The sequence below is a fragment of the Streptomyces rhizosphaerihabitans genome (genome assembly GCF_025399795.1).
In the GTDB taxonomy this organism is placed as follows: Bacteria; Actinomycetota; Actinomycetes; order Streptomycetales; family Streptomycetaceae; genus Streptomyces; species Streptomyces rhizosphaerihabitans.
Map to the genome: position 1 here is coordinate 82,481 of NZ_JAODTZ010000013.1, position 22,228 is coordinate 104,708.

20 protein-coding genes are annotated in these 22,228 nt (G+C 70.6%); 8 read left to right on the forward strand and 12 right to left on the reverse strand.

Annotation, left to right across the window (positions count from 1 at the left end; translation table 11 throughout):
* Positions 1–82 precede the first annotated feature (82 nt).
* On the forward strand, positions 83–448 hold the full coding sequence (locus tag N4G66_RS15575) for a YbjQ family protein (RefSeq protein ID WP_261704695.1): 366 nt from the start codon (positions 83–85) through the stop codon (positions 446–448).
* Between the two features lie 122 nt (positions 449–570).
* On the opposite strand, the gene N4G66_RS15580 is transcribed toward N4G66_RS15575, so the two are convergent.
* Positions 571–1,338 (reverse strand): MerR family transcriptional regulator, encoded by a 768-nt coding sequence (locus N4G66_RS15580; protein WP_261704696.1) that lies wholly within the window; start codon positions 1,336–1,338, stop codon positions 571–573.
* Between the two features lie 129 nt (positions 1,339–1,467).
* Here N4G66_RS15580 and N4G66_RS15585 point away from each other — a divergent pair, with 129 nt between their 5' ends.
* Together N4G66_RS15585 and N4G66_RS15590 are read left to right on the forward strand one after the other, a co-directional pair.
* Positions 1,468–2,754: an ion channel protein gene (locus N4G66_RS15585; RefSeq protein WP_261704697.1), complete on the forward strand. Its 1,287-nt coding sequence runs from the start codon at positions 1,468–1,470 to the stop codon at positions 2,752–2,754.
* Positions 2,755–2,832: 78 nt separating this feature from the next.
* Positions 2,833–4,239 carry a glutamate decarboxylase gene (locus N4G66_RS15590; RefSeq protein ID WP_261704698.1) on the forward strand — a complete coding sequence of 469 codons (1,407 nt, stop codon included), beginning with the start codon at positions 2,833–2,835 and terminating at the stop codon, positions 4,237–4,239.
* 179 nt (positions 4,240–4,418) lie between these two features.
* Here the strand turns inward: N4G66_RS15590 and N4G66_RS15595 are convergent, their stop codons facing one another.
* From N4G66_RS15595 to N4G66_RS15605, 3 genes are all read right to left on the reverse strand, one after another.
* Complete coding sequence (locus N4G66_RS15595) at positions 4,419–4,967, reverse strand: DinB family protein (protein WP_261704699.1); 549 nt, start codon at positions 4,965–4,967, stop codon at positions 4,419–4,421.
* 152 nt (positions 4,968–5,119) lie between these two features.
* The gene (locus N4G66_RS15600) at positions 5,120–6,580 is read right to left on the reverse strand and encodes an aldehyde dehydrogenase family protein (protein ID WP_261704700.1); all 1,461 of its coding nucleotides are present in this window, start codon (positions 6,578–6,580) and stop codon (positions 5,120–5,122) included.
* A gap of 145 nt (positions 6,581–6,725) precedes the next feature.
* Positions 6,726–7,550 carry a helix-turn-helix domain-containing protein gene (locus N4G66_RS15605; protein WP_261704791.1) on the reverse strand — a complete coding sequence of 275 codons (825 nt, stop codon included), beginning with the start codon at positions 7,548–7,550 and terminating at the stop codon, positions 6,726–6,728.
* A gap of 338 nt (positions 7,551–7,888) precedes the next feature.
* Between N4G66_RS15605 and N4G66_RS15610 the strand changes: the two genes are divergently transcribed.
* Complete coding sequence (locus N4G66_RS15610) at positions 7,889–8,410, forward strand: ATP-binding protein (RefSeq protein ID WP_261704701.1); 522 nt, start codon at positions 7,889–7,891, stop codon at positions 8,408–8,410.
* Positions 8,411–8,550: 140 nt separating this feature from the next.
* On the opposite strand, the gene N4G66_RS15615 is transcribed toward N4G66_RS15610, so the two are convergent.
* The 4 genes from N4G66_RS15615 to N4G66_RS15630 all read right to left on the reverse strand — a co-directional run bounded on the left by N4G66_RS15615 (position 8,551) and on the right by N4G66_RS15630 (position 10,416).
* Positions 8,551–8,835 (reverse strand): DUF397 domain-containing protein, encoded by a 285-nt coding sequence (locus tag N4G66_RS15615; RefSeq protein WP_103552684.1) that lies wholly within the window; start codon positions 8,833–8,835, stop codon positions 8,551–8,553.
* A 206-nt stretch (positions 8,836–9,041) separates the two neighbouring features.
* Positions 9,042–9,608 (reverse strand): SRPBCC family protein, encoded by a 567-nt coding sequence (locus N4G66_RS15620; protein ID WP_261704702.1) that lies wholly within the window; start codon positions 9,606–9,608, stop codon positions 9,042–9,044.
* Positions 9,605–10,006, reverse strand: coding sequence for an ArsR/SmtB family transcription factor (locus N4G66_RS15625; protein WP_261704703.1), 402 nt, complete (start codon positions 10,004–10,006; stop codon positions 9,605–9,607). The genes N4G66_RS15620 and N4G66_RS15625 overlap by 4 nt, the downstream gene beginning before the upstream one ends.
* A gap of 23 nt (positions 10,007–10,029) precedes the next feature.
* A complete protein-coding gene (locus N4G66_RS15630; RefSeq protein ID WP_261704704.1) occupies positions 10,030–10,416 on the reverse strand; it encodes a VOC family protein in 387 nt (128 codons plus the stop codon).
* Positions 10,417–10,561: 145 nt separating this feature from the next.
* Between N4G66_RS15630 and N4G66_RS15635 the strand changes: the two genes are divergently transcribed.
* Positions 10,562–11,083 carry a hypothetical protein gene (locus N4G66_RS15635; protein ID WP_261704705.1) on the forward strand — a complete coding sequence of 174 codons (522 nt, stop codon included), beginning with the start codon at positions 10,562–10,564 and terminating at the stop codon, positions 11,081–11,083.
* A gap of 296 nt (positions 11,084–11,379) precedes the next feature.
* The gene (locus tag N4G66_RS15640; protein ID WP_261704706.1) at positions 11,380–11,931 is read left to right on the forward strand and encodes a DUF4232 domain-containing protein; all 552 of its coding nucleotides are present in this window, start codon (positions 11,380–11,382) and stop codon (positions 11,929–11,931) included.
* Between the two features lie 232 nt (positions 11,932–12,163).
* On the opposite strand, the gene N4G66_RS15645 is transcribed toward N4G66_RS15640, so the two are convergent.
* Positions 12,164–13,291 carry a DUF2786 domain-containing protein gene (locus N4G66_RS15645; protein ID WP_261704707.1) on the reverse strand — a complete coding sequence of 376 codons (1,128 nt, stop codon included), beginning with the start codon at positions 13,289–13,291 and terminating at the stop codon, positions 12,164–12,166.
* A gap of 296 nt (positions 13,292–13,587) precedes the next feature.
* Between N4G66_RS15645 and N4G66_RS15650 the strand changes: the two genes are divergently transcribed.
* Together N4G66_RS15650 and N4G66_RS15655 are read left to right on the forward strand one after the other, a co-directional pair.
* A complete protein-coding gene (locus tag N4G66_RS15650; protein ID WP_261704708.1) occupies positions 13,588–14,367 on the forward strand; it encodes a Clp protease N-terminal domain-containing protein in 780 nt (259 codons plus the stop codon).
* Between the two features lie 447 nt (positions 14,368–14,814).
* Positions 14,815–16,506 (forward strand): bifunctional 3'-5' exonuclease/DNA polymerase, encoded by a 1,692-nt coding sequence (locus tag N4G66_RS15655; RefSeq protein ID WP_261704709.1) that lies wholly within the window; start codon positions 14,815–14,817, stop codon positions 16,504–16,506.
* 85 nt (positions 16,507–16,591) lie between these two features.
* Here the strand turns inward: N4G66_RS15655 and N4G66_RS15660 are convergent, their stop codons facing one another.
* The 3 genes from N4G66_RS15660 to N4G66_RS15670 all read right to left on the reverse strand — a co-directional run bounded on the left by N4G66_RS15660 (position 16,592) and on the right by N4G66_RS15670 (position 22,207).
* Positions 16,592–20,440 carry an AfsR/SARP family transcriptional regulator gene (locus N4G66_RS15660; RefSeq protein ID WP_261704710.1) on the reverse strand — a complete coding sequence of 1,283 codons (3,849 nt, stop codon included), beginning with the start codon at positions 20,438–20,440 and terminating at the stop codon, positions 16,592–16,594.
* Positions 20,441–20,741: 301 nt separating this feature from the next.
* Positions 20,742–21,599 carry a glycosyltransferase family 2 protein gene (locus tag N4G66_RS15665; RefSeq protein WP_261704792.1) on the reverse strand — a complete coding sequence of 286 codons (858 nt, stop codon included), beginning with the start codon at positions 21,597–21,599 and terminating at the stop codon, positions 20,742–20,744.
* Positions 21,600–21,781: 182 nt separating this feature from the next.
* The gene (locus N4G66_RS15670) at positions 21,782–22,207 is read right to left on the reverse strand and encodes a DUF3052 domain-containing protein (RefSeq protein WP_261704711.1); all 426 of its coding nucleotides are present in this window, start codon (positions 22,205–22,207) and stop codon (positions 21,782–21,784) included.
* Between the last annotated feature and the right edge of the window lie 21 nt (positions 22,208–22,228).

Consider the following 22,228-nt stretch of genomic DNA (forward strand, 5'->3'; position numbering starts at 1 on the left):
CTATCAACGCAATGTGTCCACGCCAGGTTCCACCCGTGACTCCAGGATGCACTGTGCGACGACTGGGACAAAGCTGTGGACCATGGGTATCGATGAATACGGCGGCGGCCAGGGTCCCCACTCGGACGTCCTGGTCGTGACGACGAACGACGTTCCCGGCCATCGCGTCGAACAGGTCATCGGCGAGGTCTTCGGCCTCACCGTGCGCTCGCGTCATCTGGGCAGCCAGATCGGCGCGGGCCTGAAGTCGATGATCGGCGGTGAGCTCAAGGGGCTCACCAAGACTCTGGTGGAGACCCGCAACCAGGCCATGGAGCGGCTCGTCGAGCAGGCACGCGCGCGCGGCGCCAACGGCGTGCTGATGTTCCGCTTCGACGTGTCGGAGGCGGCGGACGTGGGCACGGAGGTGTGCGCGTACGGCACGGCCGTGGTCCTGGCGAAGGAGTAGCGCGCATCGGTAAGGGGCGCCCGCAGTGGCGGACGCCCCTTACCGATGCCGACGGCACCGCCTGCGCGACGGGCGGCAACCGGCCGGCCCCGCGCCCGTCGCCGTCACGGACACCTGCTGGGTCAGGCCTCCCCGGTGTGCCGGGCGGCGTTCGCCGTGATCGCGTCCCTCAGGTGCTCGGCCAGACCCGGCCGCATGGAGTCGTAGAACTCCTTGAACCGCTCGTCGGCGACGTACATGCCGCCGAGCCCCTGGTGGATCTCGTACGTGCACGCGTAGAACCATTTGGTGATGTGCTGCCGGTGTTCCTCGGCCATGTCCATGGCCCGCTCGCCGTCCGGCCGCTCCCCGGCCTCCATCAGGGCGTCGTACCGCTCGCCCCAGGAGGCCACCTCGGCCTGCATGCGCTTCCAGTCGTCCTTGGTGTAGCGGGCGGCGCGGCGCTGCGACTCGGCGTACGTGTCCGTGCCGCCCCAGCGGCGCTCGGCCTCCTCCGCGTGCGCCTCCGGGTCCTTGTCCCCGAAGACCTCGAACTTCTCCTCGGGCGTGAGATTGATGCCCATCGTGCGTGCCTCCATGGCGTGCTCCACGGCCGCGGCCATCTTCTGCAGCTTCTCGATCCGGGCGGTCAGCAGGTCGTGCTGGCGGCGCAGATGCGCGCGCGGGTCCGCTTCCGGGTCGTCGAGCAGGGCGGCGACCTCGTCGAGCGGGAAGCCGAGCTCTCGGTAGAACAGGATCTGCTGCAGCCGGTCGAGGTCGGCGTCGTCGTAGCGCCGATGACCCGCATGGCTGCGTCCGCCCGGCGCGAGCAGACCGATCTCGTCGTAGTGGTGCAGCGTGCGCACCGTGACCCCGGCGAATCCGGCGACCTGGCCCACTGAGTAGCCCACTTCCGCTCCTTCCTCGATACGCCCTTCACGATGAGGCCTGACGTGACGTGAGGTGCAAGCCCGGAATACCGGGGGTCCGGGGACGACGCCCGGGATGTTATGTCCGTTTCGCGCGCTTAGGGTGAGCCCGTGACCCACGAAGCGGCTCCCCCGGGACCGGCCCTCACCCGGGCGACGCCCGCAAGGACCCTCCTGCCGTTGTTCCTGCCGTCCGTGGTCGTCGGAGCGGTCTCGGCCCTTCTCTACGTGGGTGTGAGCAAGCTGGCCGACCAGCTCAAGGACGTGCTGTGGACGGACCTGCCGGACGCGCTCGACATCGGCGGATACTCCTCGCTCTGGATGATCGTCATGCTCACCACGACCGGCATCCTGGTCGGTCTGGTGGTGTGGAAGGCGCCGGGCCACGCGGGCCCCGACCCGGCCACCGTGGGGATCCAGGGGGAGCCGATGGCGCTCTTCATCCTGCCCGGACTGCTGGTGGCCACCGCGCTGATGCTGGCGGGCGGCCCGAGCCTCGGTCCCGAGAACCCGATCATCGCCACCAACGTCGCGCTGGCGTTCTGGGCGGGCCGCAGGTTCGCGCCCGCGGCGCCCGGCGTGCTGTGGGTGACCCTGGCCGAGGCGGGGACGATCGGCGCCCTGTTCGGCACTCCGGTCGCGGCGGCGCTGGTCATCTCCGAGGCGCTCGCCGGGCGGCAGGTGAAGGGCCTGCTGTGGGACAACCTCTTCGCACCGCTGACGGCGGCCTCGGTGGGCTCGATCACCACGTCGCTGATCGGCCATCCGAGCTTCGACCTGGATCTGCCCCCGCTCGGTGATCCCGGCTGGGCCGATGTGCTGTCCGCCCTCGTGATCGCCTCCGCGGCGGCGGTGCTCGGCATGGCCGCCGTCTACGTGTTCCCCTACGTCCACAAGGTGTTCTCGCTCCTGCGCCACCCCATGATCGCCCTACCCGTCGGCGGGCTCGTCCTCGGCCTACTGGGCTGTCTGGGCGGGCCGCTCACGCTGTTCAAGGGCCTGGAGCAGGTCGATGAGATCGCCCGGAACCCGGACGCCTACTCGGCGGGCCGGTACGCTCTGATGGCCGTGGTGAAGCTGGCCGCGCTGGTCGTCGCGACGTCCTGCGGGTTCCGGGGCGGCCGGATCTTCCCGGCCGTCTTCGCCGGTGCCTCGTTCGGTCTGTGCGCCCACGCGCTCGTGTCCTCGGTCCCGGCGTCGCTGGGCCTGGCCGCCGGAGTGCTGGGCGTGCTCCTCGCGACCACCCGGCAGGGCTGGGTGAGCCTGTTCACGGCCGCCGTCCTGGTGTCCTCGCCCACGATCATCGCCCTGCTCTGCATCGCCTCGCTGCCGGCCTGGCTTCTGGTGACCGGACGGCCGCAGCTGCAACTGCGCGAGGACGGAAGTTCGGTCCGGTGAACCGACGGGTGGCCTTCATCCGATGAAGCAGATGAACCAAAGGGACGCGCCGTCCCGCTGAAGCGTTGGGAGAAGCCCATGCCGCTCCACCAGGGCCACCAGAAGCCCGATGACCGCCCGCTCTCCGTCAATCCGTTCTACGGCGAGACCAATCCGGTCAGCGGCATGGTCGAGGCGCCGCCGAAGCACCGCCTCCCGGACGGCCCGCTGCCGCCCACGACCGCGCTCCAACTCGTCCACGACGAACTCATGCTGGACGGGAACTCCCGGCTGAACCTGGCCACCTTCGTCACCACCTGGATGGAACCGCAGGCCGGGGTCCTGATGGCGGAGTGCCGGGACAAGAACATGATCGACAAGGACGAGTACCCCCGCACGGCCGAGCTGGAGCGGCGCTGCGTCTCGATGCTCGCCGACCTGTGGAACGCGCCGGATCCGTCGGCCGCGGTGGGCTGTTCCACGACCGGGTCGAGCGAGGCGTGCATGCTCGCCGGCATGGCGCTGAAGCGGCGCTGGACGCAGCGCAACGCGGACCGCTACCCGGGCGCGCGGCCCAACCTGATCATGGGCGTGAACGTCCAGGTGTGCTGGGAGAAGTTCTGCAACTTCTGGGAGGTCGAGGCCCGCCAGATCCCCATGGAGGGCGACCGGTTCCACCTCGACCCCGAGGCGGCGGCGGAGCTGTGCGACGAGAACACGATCGGGGTCGTCGGCATCCTCGGCTCCACCTTCGACGGGTCGTACGAGCCGATCGAGGAGCTGTGCGCGGCGCTGGACCGGCTCCAGGAGCGCACCGGCCTCGACATCCCGGTCCATGTCGACGGCGCGTCCGGGGCGATGATCGCGCCGTTCATCGACGAGGACCTGGTCTGGGACTTCCGGCTGCCCAGGGTGTCGTCGATCAACACCTCGGGGCACAAGTACGGCCTGGTCTACCCGGGTGTCGGCTGGGCGCTGTGGCGGACGGCGGCCGAGCTGCCGGAGGAACTGGTCTTCCGGGTGAACTACCTGGGCGGCGACATGCCGACGTTCGCGCTCAACTTCTCCCGGCCCGGAGCGCAGGTCGTCGCGCAGTACTACACGTTCCTGCGGCTGGGCCGCGAGGGCTACCGGACCGTGCAGCAGACGACCCGGGACGTGGCGCGCGCACTCGCCGAACGCATCGACTGTATGGGCGACTTCCGGCTCATCACCCGGGGCGACGAGCTGCCGGTGTTCGCCTTCACGACGGCCCCCGAGGTGACCGCGTACGACGTCTTCGACGTGTCCCGGAGAATGCGCGAGAGCGGCTGGCTGCTGCCCGCGTACACCTTCCCGGAGAACCGCGAGGATCTGTCCGTGCTGCGCGTTGTGTGCCGCAACGGCTTCTCGTCCGACCTCGCCGACCTCTTCATCGAGGATCTGACCCGGCTGCTGCCCGAACTGCGCCGCCAGCCGGGTCCGATGACCCATGACAAGGACGCGGCGACGAGTTTCCACCACTAGCGAGGCTGTCGCGCCGAACCGGCTCGCGGCCCTCCGGGAGGAGCGGCGGGTGGCGGTGGAGGGCAGGTGGCGGTGGAGGGTGGGTGCCGTCGCGTAACGACGAGACGGTCCGACGGCATGCCGTCGGACCGTCAGGCCTCAGGCGGGGGGCTCAGCCCCAGCAGGTGTCTCGCGGCGGCTCAGCCCCAGGAGGTGCCCTGCTCCTGCGCCACCAGCTCGAAAGCCGTCTTGCCGTCCAGGGACTCGCGGATGATGTCGGCGTGCCCGGCGTGGCGAGCCGTCTCTCGGATCAGGTGGAGGGCCAGCCAGCGCATCGAGACGCGGGCCTCGGGTGGGAACCAGGGGTCGTTCGGGAGCGCGAAGGTGTCGTCGAGGCTCGGCACCGCGCGCAGGAACTCATCCGTCTCGGCGGCGACCTTCTCCCAGTACGCGAGCTGAGAGGCGACCGTCTCGCCGTCGGCGAGGACGAAGCACTCGTGCCAGTTCGACTCGTCCCGCTTCACCGCGGGCGACTCGCCCTTGGCGCGGGCCACCCAGCCCTGCTCGACCTCGGCGACATGCTTGAGCAGTCCCGAAAGGGAGAGTTCACTGGTGCTCGGCCGGCTCGCGGCCTGTTCCTCGGTCAGCCCGAGCAGCGACCGGCGGATGCCACTGCGCTGCTCCTCGATGAAGGCGAGCAGCGCCCCTCGTTCGTCGCCCTGCTCTTCCGCTCGCACATGCGTGACCATGACCGGCCGCCTTTCATCGGGTCCTCCTGGCTGACACCGATGACGCTACGGACCCTTGCGGTCAGGTTCTGTCCGCAAGGGTCCGGGCACGCTGAACGATCACGCGAAGGCGTCTCGGAAGGAAGGTCCGAGGGGCCAGAGGGCCAGAAGGGTCAGAAGGGGAAGCGGCTCCGCCCGTGCTGCACCGAGATCCACTTCGTCGTGGTGAAGGAGTCGACCGTCGTCTCGCCGTTCAGGCGGCCGATGCCGGAGTGCTTCTCACCGCCGAAGGGGACGAGGGGTTCGTCGTGGACGGTGCCGTCGTTGACGTGGAACATGCCGGTGTCGATCTGCTTGGCGAAGTTCACACCGCGCTCGATGTCGGCCGTGTGGACGGCGCCGGAGAGGCCGTACGGGGTGTCGTTGACGATCCGGACCGCCTCTTCCTCCCCGTCGAACGGGACGAGGAAGACGACCGGCCCGAAGATCTCCTGCCGAAGCAGGTCCGAGTCGGCGGGGACGCCGGTCAGGACGGAGGGCTCGACCATGTTGTCCGTGGTCGTGCCCTGCAACAGGGCGGTGGCGCCCTCCGCGATCGCCTGCTCGACGACACCGGCCAGCGCGTCCGCCTGGGAGGAGTTGATGACAGGGCCGATCACCGTCTGCGGGTCACTCGGGTCGCCGGTCTTCAGCGTCCCGACCTTGGCGACGAACTTCTCGGTGAACTCGGCCTCGATCGAGCGGTCCACGAGGACACGGTTCGCGGCCATGCAGACCTGGCCCTGGTGGACGAAGCGGCTGAAGACCGCCGCGTCGACGGCGTAGTCGATGTCCGCGTCCTCCAGGACCACCAGGGCGCTGTTGCCGCCCAGTTCGAGCACCGAGCGCTTGAAGTTCGCGGCGCAGACCGTGGCGACGTGCCGGCCGACCTTGTCGGAGCCGGTGAAGGAGATGACCTTCGGGACCGGGTGCTCGATGAAGGCGTCGCCTATCTCGGCGATGTCGGTGATGACGACGTTGAGGAGACCGCCGGGCAGGCCCGCGTCCTCGAAGATCTTCGCGACCAGGGAGCCACCGACGATCGGGGTGTTCTGGTGCGGCTTCAGGACCACGCCGTTGCCGAGCGCGAGGGCCGGCGCGACCGACTTGATCGACAGCAGGAAGGGGAAGTTGAAGGGGCTGATGACACCCACGACGCCGACCGGGACGCGGTAGAGGCGGTTCTCCTTGCCGTCGACCGGCGAGGGGATGATCTTCCCCTCGGGGCGCAGCGCCAGCTGGACCGACTCGCGCAGGAACTCCCGGACGAGGTGGAGCTCGAAGGCCGCCTTGAGGCGGGTGCCTCCCAGCTCGGCGATGATCACCTCGGTGATCTCCGCCTCGCGCTCGTCGATGACGGCGAGCGCCTTCTCGAAGACCGCGCGACGCGCGTACGCGTTCGTCGCGCCCCACTTCTTCTGGGCGCGCTCGGCGGCGCGGTAGGCCTCATCAACCTCGTCGACCGTGGCTATCGTGATCGACGCCAGCTTCTCGCCGTCGTACGGGTTGAAGTCGATGATGTCCCAGGAGCCCGTTCCCGGACGCCACTCGCCGTCGATGTACTGCTGGGCCAGGTCGGTGAAGTAGGACGACATGTGCTCCCTCAATCCCTGTGCTGCCGAGGCAGTCCTTGGCCCGGGTCAGCAGACATCTGATCACGGTCTGATCACACGTCATCGTACTTGTGTTTCAAGGGAGTTGAAGGAGACCGGCGAAGTCCGGAGAAGCCTGTGGACACTCTCAGGAGAGCTGGAGCAGCCCCCGCAGCAGGTCGCGGCTCTCGGACGGCCCCGGGCTGTCCTGCTGCAACTGCTTGAGCGCGCCCTCGTACTGGGTGACGTCCTCGCGCTTGTCCAGGTAGAGCGCGCTGGTGAGCTGCTCCAGATAGACGACGTCGGACAGGTCGGACTCCGGGAAGCTCAGAATGGTGAAGGAACCGCTCTCACCGGAGTGGCCGCCGAAACTGAACGGCATGACCTGAAGCCGTACGTTGGGCTGTTCCGAGACCTCGATCAGATGCTGGAGCTGTCCGCGCATCACCTCGCGGTCGCCGTACGGGCGGCGCAGCGCGGCCTCGTCGAGGACGATGTGGAACTCGGGGGCGCTCTCGGAGACGAGGTACTTCTGCCGCTCCAGGCGCAGGGCCACGCGCCGGTCGACGTCGGCGGCGGAGGCACCCTTCATCCCGCGCCGGACGACCGCGTGGGCGTACGCCTCGGTCTGCAACAGGCCGTGCACGAACTGCACTTCGTACACCCGGATCAGGTGGGCCGCGCCTTCGAGGCCGACATAGGTGGGGAACCAGCTCGGCAGGACGTCGGAGTAACTGTGCCACCAGCCCGCGACGTTGGCCTCCTTGGCGAGCGAGACCAGGGAGGTGCGCTCGGCTTCGTCGTTGATGCCGTAGAGCGTCAGCAGGTCCTCGACGTCGCGCGTCTTGAAGCTCACCCTTCCCAACTCCATGCGACTGATCTTCGATTCGGAGGCACGGATCGAGTAGCCGGCCGCTTCACGGGTGATGCCACGCGCCTCACGCAGGCGCCGCAGATGTGACCCCAGCAGCATGCGCCGCACCACCGAGCCGCTCGACTCACCAGCGCTCACGTTCGTCAGCCTCCCCAACCGTCTCCCAGACGCCGAAGTCTGCCACTAAAACACTTCAAGCAGTACTCGTTCAGTTACGGAAACGGAAAGTAGCCAAAGGCAGAGCACAGGAAAAGACCAGTCGGGTGTCAACAACTGAGAATAAGGTGATGGAAGAAATGAGCAAGAAGTAGGAGAGGAAGGTCCAATTCGGGCGCGTGCACGTGCATCTGCCCTTGCATCTGCCGTACGCATTCGGAACCATGGTCCTCGCGCCACCGCTGCATCGCAACGACCGCGAACACCCGGGAGTGCCTCGCATGGGGACGAATGGATCGACCATGCTCGAACCCTTACGGCAGGGACTTCCGCCTCTCGATCCCGCGGCCGTGTCCAGCGCCGCTTCGTGCGCCTTGCCCGCCCGCTACGAAGCGGTGCGCGAGGCCCGGCAGTTCACCCGCGGAACGCTGGACCATTGGGAGATAGGCGACCGTTTCGACGACGTCTGTCTGGTGGTCTCCGAGCTCGTCACCAACGCCCTGCGGCACGCGCTGCCCTCGGACACGCCCCGCAAGGACGACCAAGGGCCGCCTGTACGACTGCACTTGATGCGGTGGACCTCACGTGTGGTGTGCGCGGTGCGCGATCCCAGCCACGACAGTCCGGTCGCCGGCGACTCGGACGACTTCGCGGCGGAGTCGGGGCGCGGACTCTTCCTGGTCGACTCGTTCTCGGACAGCTGGGGCTGGCACCCGCTCGCCGGAACACTCAGCGGCAAGGTCGTGTGGGCGCTGTTCCGGCTGGGATCCCATCCGGGGACGGCCGAACCCCCCTCCGAATGACGAACCGCGGCGTCTTTTGGCGCCGCGGTTCTACGCGCGTTACAGAACGCTGTACGGCGATCACCTTCGGTTGACGTCGCCCGCCCCGCGACCGGCTCTCCCGCGACCGGCCCGTTCCGGACGGTTCACGATCACGGCTGTCAGCCCGCGATCAGGTGATCGAACTCGCCGTCCTTGATGCCCAGGAGCATCGCTTCGATCTCGGCGCGTGTGTAGACGAGCGCGGGCCCCTCGGGGAACCGCGAGTTCCGCACGGCCACGTCACCGCCGGGCAGCCGTGCGAACTCCACACAGGAACCTTGCGAGTTGCTGTGCCGGCTCTTCTGCCAGGCGACGCCGTCCAGCTCGGTCGCAGCCATGCCGTTGTACACGAATTCAGCCATACCGTTGTACACGTCATCCACGTCGAACACGTCGTGGTCCACAGGTCGCTCCCCGGTCGTGCAGTGGCTGAGGTGGCCATAGATGCAGTAGTCAACTGACTCGGATCATAGCTCTGTTCATGTGCAGATGCATGGGCAGATGCACGTGCACGCGGGGTGGTCCTGCGGTTACAGCTTTTACCGGCCCTTGACTACCGACTGTCGTTCACCCGACTACGGCCTGCAGCTCAACCGGAGTGCGGGACGAACTACATTCGGTCCAGCGCATTCCCCAGAGATCGCATCACATGCGATCTCCAGCCCCCGTCCATGATCTTCCGCGCCATCATCTGTGCGGGATCGTCCGGATCGAATCCCGCGTGTACTAGGAAGAGACGCGTACCGCGCCCTTCCTGTTCCAGTGTCCAGGTAATGGTCCAGTCCGCAGGACGCGACGCGTTCGCGTCCGCCCACCGGACGCTCAGCATCCGCTGCGCCTCGTAGGCGAGAACGCGCACGTCAACGGTGCCGGAGAAGTTCGAGTTGGGGCGCGGGACCGCGGTCAGCGTGTATTGGTGGCCGACTTCGAGCCGGAAGTTCTCGGACCCCGGCATCTGCCACTGCGCGAGCAGTTCGGGCTCGGTGAGCGCACGCCAGACCTTGGCCGGCGGATGCGGCAGGAACTGGTCGACGCGGATGGTCGTGAGGTCGCCCTCGGAGACGGGGCTCGGTCCCGCCGGGTCGGGGTTCACGCCTTGCGGGGCGGGGTTCGCGCCTTGCGGGGCGGGGTTCGCGTCCTGCGGGTCAGGGTTCACGCTTTGTGAGTCGGGGGTCATGTCTCGGCATCGTCGGGCATGCGGTCCAGGAGATCGCCGAGACCCTTCAGCCTGTCGCGCCAGAACCGCTCGTACGGATGGAGCCAGTCCTGCACGTCGGCGAGAGGGGCGGCCTCCAGGCGGTAGATCCGCTGCCGGCCCGCGCGCTCCTCGGACACGAGTCCGGCCTCTCGGAGCACCTTGAGATGTTCCGAGAGGCTGGGGCGGCGCATGGCGAAGCGGTCGGCCAGCGCCTGGACGGGCTGGGGTCCCTGCTCGCGCAGCAGCCGGAGCACCTCGCGGCGGGTGGCGTTGGCGAGCGCGGCGAAGGTCTGGTCCTCGCGGGCGGCGAGAGTTTCGACGGGAACCCCGTCGGGAGTCCCGACTTCCGGGCCGGTCCCGGTTCCGGTCCTCGTCATGGCGCGCTCAGCACCCTTCACTCCTACTCCGAGGCCGTCTCCAGGGCCTTCTCCGTGATCAGCATCAGACCGTTGCCGTCGGGATCGCGGAACGAGGCCATGCGGCCCCAGGGAAGGTCGTCGGGACCCTCCACCGCGACACCCGCGGCACTGAGCCGCGCGCAGTCGGCGTCGACATCGGTCGTGACCAACATGATCCCCCGGGTCTCGCCGGGCGTGAAACTCCCCATGCCCGGATCCGAGAGAGTGAAGACGGTCTGCGCCCCCTCGGGCGCCACCTGGAGCCACCGGCCGGGCGGCATGTCCTGGTCGGCGGTGACCTCGAAGCCGAGGACGTCCGTGTAGAAGCGCAGGGCCCGGTCCTGGTCGGCGACGGGAAGCGTGACGAAGGAGGCGTGGGTGATGTTCATGGCCGACAGGATAGGTAGGAGATTGCCTACACGTCAATCGTAGGTAATCTCCTACCTATAGGACCTGGCCGGGATCCCCAGGTCCTCCTGATAGCTTGCTGCGATCGTTCGGGCGACCCGCATCCAACCCACCTTGGGGGCTTCAGTGACTACGGCGACCTTCCCGTCACGCCAGGCGCGCATCGCGGCCGCGACCGCAGGAGTGGCGGCGGCGCTCGTGCTGACCGGTTGCAGCAGCGGGAGCGGCGACTCCGGGGACGCGTCCGCGAGCCCGAGCGCGTCCGCCACGGACGCCACCGGTACGGGTGACGCCGGTACGGGCGGCGGCTCCGGAAGCACCTCCTCGGCGAGCGGCGAACTTCAGGGCAGCTGGCTCACCACCTCGGGCGGCAAGGCCGTGGTCCTGATGATCAACGGCAAGCAGGCGGGCCTCTTCGCGACCGGCGGCACCGTGTGCAGCGGCACCTCGTCCGACGAGGCGAGCATGCGGATGATCCGCCTCGCCTGTACGGACGGCAGCAAGAAGCGTGCCGTCGGCATGGTCGACTCCGTCAGCGGTACGACCCTGAAGGTCACTTGGGAGGGCGGCCTCGGCAAGGAGACGTACACCAAGAGCACGGGCGGAAAGCTGCCCACAGACCTGCCCACGGCGAGCCTGGGCTCCTGATCCCGCGAACTCCACGAGCCCCGGCGCCCGCACCCGATTCGTTCCGGTCCGGTCCGGTGCGGTCTGGTCCGGTCGGTCCGTCAGGGCGTTCCGTCGGCTCGTTACGTCAGAGGCGTTCCGTCGGTCCGTTCGGACAATGCATTCCGTCGACGGTCCGTTCCGACAGCGCGGGGAAGATCCGCGGACAATAGCGGGCGATATCGGTCCCGGGTGGGTGAACGGCCAGGGGCGCGCAACATCGTCGGCCCCAAGTGCGTGATGATCCATGCACATCGTCACGACCTCCAGGGGAACACATGCGCGCTCTGCCCATCGCCGTCACCGCCCTCGCGGCCGCCCTCGCCCTGACCTCCTGCGACGGCGGCGGCAGCTCCAGCAGTTCCGGGAAGTCCGGTGACTCGGCCGGCTCCGCGAAGAAGGCCGCCGTCGCGGCCTGCGTGATCGGTGACGCCGGTATCCAGGTGGGTCCCGCGAACGCCGCCACGGCCGCCGGGGACACGGGCAACATCCCGGTCACCCTGACCAACAAGGGCGCCCAGTGCACCCTGAAGGGCTTCCCCGGGCTCTCCGTACAGGCGGGCGACACGTCGGCGGACATCGCCGCGGACAAGTCCGCGGCACCGGAACAACTGACCCTCGCCGAGGGCGACACCGCGTCCTTCACCATCACCTACGTGCGGGGTGCGGCGGGCGACGCGAAGACCCTCGCCGTGAAGACGCTGAAGATCAGCCTTCCCGGCGCCGGCACGACGCAGAGCTTCCCGTGGTCGTACGGCCCGGTCGCGGGCAAGGGCTCGGCGAGCGAGCCGAACGCCTCCGTGACGCCGTTCCAGCACGCGGGCGACTGACGAGCGAGCGCCCTGCCGGGCCCATCCGGAACCGCCGGGCGCTTACGGGGCAGCCGAGATCTCACGGGACGTCCGGGCCTTCACGGACGGCCGGGCTCTCAGGGGACGGTCGAGGGCTAACGGAAACCGCCGGGCCGACACGGGACAGCCGGACTCTCACGGGACAGCCGAGGACTCACGGAAACCGCCGGGCCGACACGGGACAGCCGAGGGCTCAGGGACGGCCGGGTGCTTACGGGAGCGGGCGTCTGCCCCGGACCTGGGCCCGGTCCGCCGCCGCGGCACCCTCGTGCCAGCCGGCCTCGTCGGTGACGCCACGCATCCGGGTTGTCACGGTTTCCGGGAACATCTGGTCCAGGTGGTCCGCGACCGCGACGTCACGGGCTGCCAGCACTGGCAGCAGCTCCCCCTCCGTGGCGGTCACCTGCCCCTCGGCGACCGACGCGAGCCGATCACCGATCCGGTGCGCGTACGCGGCGAGGAACGACTGCCGGAACGTCTTCGTGCGCTTGCGGCCACCCGCCCGCTGCGCCGCCTCCGCCTTCGTCATCGCCCCCGTGGCCTGCACGAGAAGCGAGGTGTAGAGGAGCTCGACCGCCTCCAGGTCGGGTTCGAAGCCGACCACGGTCGAGAAGCAGAGAGCGTCGTTCCACACGGCCCGGCAGCGGTTCGCCCCCGCCACCGCGTCCAGGAGCACCGCCTTGGCCGTCTCGTACGGCGGCTCGACGCCGATACGGCAGGCGCCGGGCGCGTCCTTCGCGTGGGTCCGGGCGGCGAGCAGCGCCTCGTCGATGCTGTGCCGCGCCATCAGCTCCTGCGCCTTGGCGCTGAGCGCCTCCGCCTCCTCCGGGAACCCGGTCGCCTCCGCCTTCGCGAGCAGGGCACGGATACGGGTGAGCATGCGCGTCTCCTGCGGGGCGGCCGCCGTGGCCGGCACCCTCGGCGGGTGCAGCGGCTCGATGGAGGGCAGGCGCAGGAGCAGACGGTAGAGCTCCAGGGCGGCGGTGGCGCGGGTGAAGCGGTCGGTGCGAAGGTCGTGCGGCTCGGCCTCCAGCTCGTCGAGCTGGGCCGCCCAGCGCGCACCCCGGGGCGAGCGGTCGCCCCGACTCTCCTCGATGATCAAGGATGTCACCAGGCGTACGTGTACGTCGTCCAGGTCGCGCCGCACGATCCGTACGACATCGGCGGGCTGCCAGCCGCGACGCCAGGCCGCCGCGGCGAACTCCTCACCGCGCCGGGCGAGTTCGGCGTCGGAGGCCGGGTCGGCGGCGAGCAGGGAGGCGCCGGTGTCGAGGGCCGCTTCGGAGTCGGCGTAGAGGGCGGCCCCGAAGGCGCGCTCCACGGTGCTGGACGTACTCATCCCCCGATCGTGTCACGGGACGGCCGGGTGCCGAAGTGTGGCCTGGCCTCGAAGTCGTCGGATCGTCCACACCCTGTGGACAGCGCCTCGACCGCCGGACTCCGGACGGCAGACACCCTCCCCTGCCCTCCGTCCAACCTCCGTCCATCTCCGCCTCACCCCCGCCCGACGGATGCCCCATGGGCTCTTCGCGGGCTCTTCGCGCGCACCCTGCGGATACTTCGCCGGCACCTTGAATGACGACAGATGTCAACTTCGGGTTGACACTCCCTGGACTGTCAACCTAACGTTGACACATGACGACGAATCCACCCGGCAAGGCATCCGTGCGTCTCGACGACCTCATCGAGGCCATCAAGAAGGTGCACAGCGACGCGCTCGACCAGCTCCAGGACGCGGTGATCGCGGCAGATCACCTGGGCGACGTGGCCGATCATCTGATCGGGCACTTCGTGGACCAGGCACGGCGTTCGGGGGCGTCCTGGACGGACATCGGCAGGAGCATGGGCGTCACCCGGCAGGCCGCGCAGAAGCGGTTCGTGCCGAAGGCGGAGGCGGACCTCGACCCCAGCCAGGGGTTCGGCCGCTACACCGAGCGAGCCCGCAAGGCCGTCTTCGTCGCGCACAACGAGTCCAAGGCCAGGGGCGGGACCGAGGGACTGCCCGCGCACCTCGTCCTCGGCCTGCTCAGCGAGCCCGACGCACTCGGCGCACGGGCGATCACCGCGCAGGGCGTCTCCCTGGGCGCCGTCCGTGAGGCGGCCGTCGCCGCCCTTCCGCCCGCCGCCGACGAGGTCCCCGAACTGGTCCCCTACGGCCCGGCCGCCAAGAAGGTCCTGGAGCTCACTTTCCGCGAGGCGCTCCGCCTCGGCCACAACTACGTCGGTACCGAGCACATCCTGCTCGCCCTGCTGGAGTTCGAGAACGGCGAAGGCGTCCTCAGCCGCGCGGGCGTCGACAAGGCGGCGACCGAGGCGCACATCGGGCGCATGCTCGAGGCGCTCGTGAAGGAGAGGACGGAGACGCAGGCGAAGACGGAGGGCAAGTCGGACGAACAGTCCGAGGGGAACGGATAGAGAACTGCCGTCGCCGGCAGCGCACTAGGGGCTACGGGCTCGGGGGGCTTGCGTGCTGGGGGCCCACGGACTGCGGGCTTGGTGGGCTTGGTGGGCTTGCAGGTCTGCGGGCTTCCTGGCCTACGGCCTGCGGACTTCGGGGCTCCCGGAAGCTGCGAGCTTGCGGGCCAGCAGTCCTCCGGACTTCCGGTGCTGCGGGCCAGCGGGCAGCAGGCCTCCGGGCCCGCCGGACTTCCGGGGCTCCAGACTTCCGGACCTACGGACTTCCAGGGTTCCGGGCTTCCGGGCTTCCGGGCCTGCGACCTCCGGGCAGCGGGTCTGCGGGCAGCGGGCAGCGGGCCTCCGGACTTACGGCCTGCGGGCAGCGGGTCTGCGGGCTTACGGCCTGCGGGCTTACGGCCGCGGCGGCGGACGGCATTGTCAGACCCTCCTGCGAGACTCGGAAGCATGACCGAGCGCTGGGCTCTCGCGCCGGCCGAGGACGGTGGTGTGGAGATCGCCGCCCTCGGCCCGGACGGGCTGCCCACGGGACCGGTCCGCCGGGAGGCGGACCTCGCGGAGGCCGTGCGGACACGGCCGGACGTGAGCCGGTGGGTGTGGCGGTCGACGGCCGATGTCTACCCGCGCCTGCTCGCCACGGGGGTGCGAGTGGAGCGGTGTTACGACATGGAGGCCGCCGAGACCCTGCTGCTCGGGCATGAGGGGCGGCTCGGCGAGCCCCGGTCGGCGGCCGCCGCGCTGGCGAGACTGCGCGGCGGCCCCGTGCCGCCGGACCCGCCGCAGCGTTCCGCCGAGCCCGGTTCGCAGTCCTCCCTCTTCGAACCGCGCCCGGTGCATCTGCCGCTGGCGGATCTCCTCACGGTCTACGCCGACCAGCAGCGCCGCCATGAGACCACCGCGCACCCGGAGCGGATGCGGCTGCTGACGGCCGCCGAGTCCGCGGGGATGCTGGTCGCCGCCGAGATGAACCAGGCGGGGCTGCCGTGGAGCGCGGACGTCCACCGGGACGTGCTGCACGAACTGCTCGGCGAGCGGTACACCGGAGGCGGTGAGCCCCGGCGCCTCGCCGAGCTCACCGAGGAGGTCTCCGCCGCCTTCGGGAGACGGGTCAGACCCGATCTGCCGGCCGACGTCGTCAAGGCCTTCGCGCAGGCCGGGATCAAGGTCAGGTCCACCCGGCGGTGGGAGATCGAGTCGATCGACCATCCGGCCGTGAAGCCGCTGCTGGAGCACAAGAAGCTGTACCGGATCTGGGTCGCCCACGGCTGGTCCTGGCTCCAGGACTGGGTGCGCGACGGACGGTTCCGGCCCGAGTACCTGCCGGGCGGGACGGTCACCGGACGCTGGGTGACGAACGGCGGCGGCGCCCTCCAGATCCCCAAGGTGATCCGGCGTGCCGTCGTCGCCGACCCCGGCTGGCGGCTGGTCGTCGCCGACGCCGACCAGATGGAGCCCCGTGTCCTCGCGGCCATCTCCCGCGACCCCGGCCTGATGGAGGTCGCGGGCCGTGAGAGCGACCTCTACCAGTCGGTGTCGGACCGGGCCTTCTCCGGCGACCGCGCGCAGGCCAAACTCGCCGTGCTCGGCGCCGTCTACGGCCAGACCTCCGGCGACGGCCTGAAGAACCTCGCCCTCCTCCGCCGCCGTTTCCCCAAGGCGGTCGCGTACGTCGACGACGCGGCCCGCGCGGGCGAGGAGGGGCGCCTCGTACGGACCTGGCTCGGGCGAACCTGTCCTCCGGCGGTCGGGGCGGGCGACGACAGCGGGGAGGAGGCGGGCATCCCTCAGGACGATCCCGTCGGGACCGCCGTCGACCAGGGCTGGGTGCCGGGTTACGCCTCTTCCAACGCCCGCGCCCGCGGACGGTTCGCGCGCAACTTCGTCGTTCAGGGCAGTGCCGCCGACTGGGCCCTGCTGGTGCTGGCGGCGCTGCGCCGCACCTGCTCCCAGCTCTCCGCCGAGCTGGTCTTCTTCCAGCACGACGAGGTGATCGTGCACTGCCCCGCCGAGGAGGCCGACACCGTGGTGGCCGCCATCCGCGACGCGGCCGAACTCGCGGGCCGCCTCACGTTCGGGGAGACGCCGGTGCGGTTCCCCTTCACGACGGCGGTCGTACGGTGCTACGCGGACGCGAAGTAGGGCGTCCGCGTAGCCTTCTGCGCCTCCGGCGCCGGATGCCCCGAGGGACGGCGAAGGAGGTCGCCGCCGGTGTCGGCGGCAGACGTTATCGCGCGAGCAGCTTTCGCAGTTCGCCCGTCACCGGACTGTCCGTCTCCTCCAGGTCCTCCAGCGCCGATGTCCACTCCTTGTAGGCCGCTTCGGCGTCGCCGCGTTCCCGTAGCAGCAGGCCCCGCTGGTGGCGGGCGAGGCCTCCGGTATAGCGGTCGGCCCGACGGTCGGCGCGGCACCGCAGCAGATCGCACTCGCGCGCGGCCCGTTCCCAGTGGCCGACGCCGCGCAGGGCGCGCACCAGGCCGAGCCGGGTCTGTGACTCGCCGTGCCAGTCGCCGTGGCCGCCCAGGATGCGCAGGCTCTCCTCGAAGTGCGGTACGGCGGCGGCCGGTTCGCCGAGCGTGAGGTGGGCGTAGCCGATGTTGCAGTGCGCGGAGTGCCTGATGATCACGTCCTGCACGGCGTCGCCGATGGCGAGGCTGCGCTTGTGGTGATCGATGGCGGCCCGTGGATCGGTGTGCTCGTACAGGTTGCCGAGATGGCTGTAGGTGATGGCCTCCATGTGAGGGTCACCCAACTCCCGCGAGAAATACAGGCTTTGGAGCAGGGCTTCACCGGACTCGGCGTAACGGCCCAGGCTTTCGAGGAGCATGCCCCGGTTGTTCAGCCCCCGCCGCATGCAGGACAGCACCCCGAGGCGGCGCCAGATCGCGAGCGCCTCGTCGTTCAGGGTGAGGGCCTCGCCCACACGGCCGGTCATGAAGTGCAGGCCTCCGAGGTCTCCCAGCGCGTACGCCTCGGCGGCCTCGTCGCCGAGCAGTCGCGCCGCCCCGAGTGCGGCCTCGTGAAGGACCTCCAACTCGGCCACCCGGCCGCTGCGTTGGACGTACGGGTTGAGCATGCGGGCCAGCACGGGAACGTACGGCGAGGTCTGCGCGTACCGTTCCGCCAGCGCGACCACGTTCGCCAGCTCCGTGTCGCCCCAGGCGAAGGCCTCCCGCGCGGAACAGAACGGGGGCGTGGCCGCGACGTCCGCCGCGTGCCCGGCCGGCTGCGAGGCGGTCGGCCTGCTGCGGTCCTCCCGGTCGAGGCCGGGTTCGAGGATCGCCTCCAGGGAGCGGGCGGCGACACCGGCGTACCAGCGCAGGGCGCGCTCGGCCACGAGCGCGTCATGACCGAGGGGAACGGAATCGCCGTGACCGCCCGGGACGGCCGGACCGCCACCGCCACCGCCACTGCCACTGCCACTGCCACTGCCACTGCCACTGCCACTGCCACTGCCACTGCCACTGCCACTGCCACTGCCACTGCCACTGCCATAGGCGACGACGACCGGGCCTCCGAAGACACTCCCGGCCGCCGGAGCACCCACGCCCGCACCCACACCCACGCCTGCGCCCGCTGCCGCTGCCGCCAGGACGCACTCCGCCGCGCCCGCGATCTCCCGGGCGAAATCCCGTACGAGGTCATGCGGCGCGTAGCGGCCGTAGGCGGTCTCCTCCAGGAGGGCGACGTCGACCAGGCGGTCGAGCGCGGCCTCGGCCCGGCGTTCGTCGGTGCCGGTGAGGCGGGCGACGAGGGCGGCCCCGTAAGCGGGCAGGTCGAGCGCGCCGATACGGCACAGGGCGAGCGCCGCGTCCCGGTCGGCCTCGCGCTCGGAGGCGCGCAGGGCGTCGTGCGCGACGGCGAGCGAACGGCGCACGCTCAAGTCGTCGTACTCCAGATGATGCAACCGCCCTTCCGTGGCAGCCAGTTGACCGGCCAGGACATCGGGGGTCAGAGCGCGGCGGGCGGCGAGGCGGGCCGCAACGACCCGGAGGGCGAGCGGCAGCCGGCCGGTGAGTTCGACGAGGGGATGCCCGCCGTCGAGTCCGTCCCGGCGGCCGGAGACCGCGCGGAGCAGGGCCGCGCTGTCCTCGTCCGTCAGCGGCGCGAGTGGGAAACGGTCGGCGCCGTCCAGGGCGGTGAGCGGCGAGCGGCTCGTCACGATCACCGCGCAGCCCGCGCCCGCCGGGAGCAGCGGCCGCACCTGCGCGGCGTGCGCCGCGTCGTCCAGCACCATGAGCGTGCGGGTGGGCGCGAGCATCGAGCGGAGCAACGCCGCCGCCGCGTCGGGGTGTTCGGGGATGCGCCGGGGTTCCGCGCCCAGGTCGCGCAGGAGTGCGGCGAGCGCCTGACCGGCGGTGAGCGGGGTCATGCCGGGGGTGGCGCCGTGCAGGTTGACGTACAGCTGACCGTCGGTGAATCGTTCCCGCAGGCCGTGTGCGACGTGCAGCGCGAGCGCGCTCTTGCCGACGCCGGCCATCCCGCTGATCACCGCGACACGAGGCATCCCGGTGGCGGGGTCGCCTCCGGAAGACCGGCCTCGCGAACCGCTCTGCGCCCCGTCGGCTGCCCTGCCGGCGGCCGTCCTGGCGACCGTCCCGCCGGCCGTCCCTGCGATCGTCGCGTCGCCGGGCGTGCCTCCTGGCGCACCTGCCGGCACACCTGCCGCCGCGCCTTCGGATGGTGAGCCGTCGGGCCCGCCGTCCGGGTGTGCCGGGACCTTCGGGTGCGTCAGGTCCACGGAGTGTTCCGGGTCCAGGACCTGGCACAGCCGGTCACGGGCGTCTTCGCGGCCGGTGAAGTGTGCCGGGGGCGGCGGGAGTTGGGCGGGGCGGGGCGGCGAAGCCGTGGCCCGGTCGACCCGGGCGGAGCCGGCTGCGGATTCCGCCGCCCCGCCGTTCCCTTCCCGGCCACCGCGTCGGTCGCCGCGCCTGTCCCTGTCCCTGTCCCTGTCTCCGTCTCTGTCTCCGTCGCTGCTCCAGGTCCGGTCGCTACTCCCGTCACCGTCCCCGCTCCAGATCCGGTCGTCGCTGACGTCTCCGGCCCCGTCACCGTCGCTGCTCCCGTCCCCGCCGCTGTTCCAGGTCCGGTCGCTGTCACCGTCCATGCCCCGGCCGTGATCCCGGCCCCGGTCACCGTTCGTACGGTGGTCACCGTTCCTCCCCCGGTCGGCGTCCCCGCCCGGAACCCTGTCCCCGGCCCTGCCTCCGCCCTGGTCCCCAGCGCCACCCCGTGGCCCGCCCCCGCCCATGACCCGGTCATCGGCACGGCTCCCGCCCGGGGTCCGGTCGGCAGCGCGGACCTCACCCGGGACCCACTCGTCGTCCCGCAGGATCTCCAGGTGGGCCCTGCGCACGGCGGACCCCGGCTCGATGCCGAGTTCGTCGACCAGGCGGGCCCGCAGGTCGCGGTGGACCACGAGGGCTTCGGCCTGGCGCCCGGTGCGGTGCAGGACAAGCATCAGAAGCCGGTGGAACGACTCGCGGAGCGGATGCTCGGCCGTGCGGGCGGCCAGCTCCGGTGCCAGCCGGTCGAGCCGGGAGGCCGTCGGGGCGAGGCACAGTTCCGCCTCGTACCGCCACTCCAGGACCAGTAGCCGGGCCTCCTCCAGACGCTGGACGAAGGCGTGTCCGCCGGTCTCGGGCGGCAACCCGCTCAGCGGGGTGCCACGCCACAGCGCGAGCGCGGCGGTGGACTCCCGCAGCGCCCGCTCCCAGTCGCGCTCGGCGTGCGCGTCGCGCGCGACGGTGGCGTGTCGCTCGAAGACGCGGACGTCCAACTCGCCCTCGCCGACCCGCAGGACGTACCCCGGCGGTACGGCGCGCAGCCGTTCCGGATCGTCGAGGAGACGGCGCAGCCGGGTCACATGGTTCTGCAGGGACGCCTGGGCGGAGGCGGGTGGCGTCCCGCCCCACAGCGCGTCCTTGAGCACGTCGACGGAGACGACCCGGCCCGGTTCCAGGAGCAGTGCGGCCAGCAGGGCTCGCATCTTGCCGCTGCCGATCGAGCCGACCCCGCCGTCGGCGTCGTACAGGACCGGCGGCCCCAGCAGCCCGAACCGCAGCCCGTTCCGCATCACGCCGCCCCACTGCCTTTCCGCCCGACCGCTCCGGTCGCGCACCACGGCGGTTTCCCGCCCTCTCGGGGCGAGTTCACGCCGATCGACTGATCGTTCCCGTGGGAACCGTTGGCCTCATGTTAGCGATCCGTTGGCGTGGCCTGATGTGATCAGTCCATCGGATCTGGCCCGACGGTGCGCGCGTACTACGCGTAACTCGGGGGAGTGTCGCCGCCGCGGCCGGATCCGGGGACGTCAGAGGCCCCGGTCGCGAGGTGATCGACCGGGGCCTCCGTCCGTACAGGATCCGCGAGCCGGGTCAGATGACCGGCGGGCGCCCGAGACGGGTCAGCCTCCACACGGTCCGCCAGCGCATCGGGCGTCGCTCTCCGCCGGACTGCCGCAGCCCCTCCGCGAATCCGCCGAACCAGGCCCTCAGCCCGCCGGCCGACCGCGTCCGCAGCAGCGTGAGCACGATCCAGATGCCCAGGTGCACGGGGATCAGCGCCAGGGGCAGCCGCCGACGGGTGAGCCAGACCCGGTTGCGGGCGGTCACGCGGTAGTAGATGGCGTGCCGGGCGGGCGAGGTCTTGGGGTGCTGGAGGAGCAGTTCGGGCTCGTACAGCACGGTCCAGTCGGCGTCTATGGCCCGCCAGGCGAGGTCGGTCTCCTCGTGCGCGAAGAAGAACTCGGCCGGCCAGTCCCCGGTCTCGGCGAGCATCGGCATGGACAGCGCGTGGCCGCCCCCGAGGAAGCCGGTGACCGGTCCGCCGCGCATCGGGTCCTTGGCCCCGACCCTCGGCACATGACGGCGCTGTGTCTCCCCGTGTTCGTCGGCGATGCGGAAGCCGACGATGCCGAGCCGCGGCCGGGCGGCGTACAGGTCACGCACCTTGCGCAGCACGTCGCCGTCGACGAGCAGCCCGTCGTCGTCGAGCTCGACGACGACGTCCACGTCCCCGAACTCACGGAGCCGGCTCAGGCCGACGTTCCGGCCACCGGGGCAGCCGAGGTTGTCGTCCAGTTCGACGGTGGTCACCTCGCCCGGCAGGCCGAGGCGTTCGGCGAACTCCGGCAGCGGGCAGCCGTTGCCGACGATCACGATCCGGGTGGGCGCCACGTCCTGCTTGGCCACGGAGGTGAGCAGTGCGTCGACCTCGACGGGCCGGTTGCCCATGGTGACCACGGCAACGGCGATCCGTGGCCCCTCCTCCGCCTGTGACACGAAACCCACCCCATCCCGGCCGACAACTGTGCCGCGATGCTAGCCGTTCACCGGAATTCCCCCTCGCGTACGCCACCCTGCCCGCCGTACGTACGTCCTGATCTACACCCATACGTCCACGATCACGTCCACGATCAGTGGCGCCGATTCTCCTTGCGCCGGACGAATTTCAGCCCCGACCAGTCCTCCCCCAGCGCCGCCACCTTCACGTCGACGACGCCGAGGGGCAGGAAAAGGTCCCGCAGATCGTTCTCCGTGATGTCGCTGCGGTGCCCGGCCGCGCGGCGCGGCCAGGCGATCCAGAGCATGGACGCATCGGACAGGTCTGCGACCAATCCGGCCGCCTGTGCCACCAGTTCGGCACGCTCCCGGAAGAAGGCGACGGTGACGTCCGCCCCCTTCGGACCGCCGTCCTCGACCTCGCAGCCCTCCGGCAGTCCGGGGATCTCCCAGTCCCGTGGCCCGTGGGCCAACCGCACCCGGTGCCCCGTCTTGATGCCGATCTTCCGGGCGAGCGGAGTACCGGAGTACCCGCCGCCCGCCGCGCTGGATCCCGTCATCCCCGCAGGATGACACCGCCT